This is a genomic window from Caballeronia sp. M23-90 (assembly GCF_053574605.1).
In genome coordinates, this window is the sequence record NZ_JBSIPA010000803.1 from 1 (window position 1) to 1,429 (window position 1,429).

At 56.1% G+C, this 1,429-nt stretch carries 1 protein-coding gene; it reads left to right on the forward strand.

Features of this window, described 5'->3' with window-relative positions; genetic code table 11:
• Nucleotides 1-138 precede the first annotated feature (138 nt).
• Nucleotides 139-1,152: an IS110 family transposase gene (locus tag ACRXB1_RS35990; protein WP_449494769.1), complete on the forward strand. Its 1,014-nt coding sequence runs from the start codon at nt 139-141 to the stop codon at nt 1,150-1,152.
• The last annotated feature ends 277 nt before the right edge of the window (nt 1,153-1,429 follow it).

A 1,429-nucleotide genomic window follows, 5' to 3' on the forward strand; every position in this document is an offset into this window, starting at 1 on the left:
TGCAGATGGTATGGACGCCTCCCCCCGGAAACGGGCCGTCGTGGAGATGGCGAAGCGAGTGTGGAAAGTAGAACTCGTGTTCGCCCGAATGTGCGAAAGTGAGAATGCTCGTTAACCGTTCTTCAAGGAGTATCCGAAATGAAACTCACGATCATCGGGATGGACATCGCAAAGCAAGTATTTCAACTCCACTCGCTCGATCCGCAAAGCGGCCAAGTTGAACGATTCAAACTCAAGCGCGCCCAAGTGCTCGAGTTCTTCGCGAAACGTGCACCCTCGATTGTCGTAATGGAAGCGTGCGGAAGCGCCCACGACTGGGCGAGACGATTGCAAGCCCTTGGGCATGAAGCGAAGCTCATATCTGCCCGCTCTGTACGGCCCTTTGTACTGCGGAACAAGACGGATGCGGCCGACGCGCGGGCAATCTGCACCGCTGCTCAACAGCCAGAGGCACGATTCGTTGCTGTCAAAAGCGAAGCTCAGCAAACAGTTCTGGCGATACATCGTGTGCGAGCTCAACTGATGAAGTTTCGCATCATGCAAACCAACGCATTGCGTGGCTTGCTGTACGAATTCGGAGAAGTGTTGCCTGAAAGCTATCGGGCCTTCAGCAAAGCATTCCCCGCCGCGCTTGCACGTGCCGCTGAACGTTTGCCCGCCATGCTAATCGACAGCCTGAGGGAACAGTGGGCTCGCGCTCAAGATATCGATCGAGAAATGACCGTTTTGGAGCGGCGCCTTGCCAACCTGTTTCGCCACAACCCGGACTGTCAGAAGGTTGCCGATATCCCTGGTGTTGGGCTTTTGACTGCAACAGCGACTGTCGCATCTATAGGCGACGTACGCACGTTCAAATCCGGCCGCGAGTTCGCCGCATGGCTGGGGCTCGTGCCGCGACAATCTGGCACCGGCGGACGGGTCCGGCAGATGGGTCTGAGCAAGCGCGGCGACACTTATTTACGCACGCTATTGATGCATGGTGCCCGCTCGGTGATCATCCAAGGCAAACGATCAGCTTGGGTTGACGGTTTGCTCAAGCGTCGACCATTTAACGTAGCGGTTGCCGCTGTCGCCAACAAGTTGGCAAGAACAATCTGGGCGGTGCTGGCGCGCCCAGAGAAATACCAAGCAACGCAACCTGCTACTGCCTAGAGGCAACGATTCACAACGATACGCAACTTTCACAACTTTCCCAAGGAGCGCAAGCAAGTGCTGCATGATGGCTAACAGGTTGGACCGGGGCGAGGAAAACCCGATAGGGAAGATGAACCATTGTGTTCGATATGCAGATGAGGACCTCGCCAGCGAATTCCATTAGGGCCAGCAGGCAGATACCGGCCTGCACAAACGGGCCGGACATAAGCGTGCTGCCTTAACCTGCCAGTCAACAACGCAAAACTGTTTGCAATCCGGGAGGCGTCCACATAAG

Coding starts and splice junctions, on each gene's coding strand:
- ACRXB1_RS35990 (WP_449494769.1), top strand. CDS start 139: ATGAAACTCACGATCATCGGGATGGACATCGCAAAGCAAGTATTTCAA.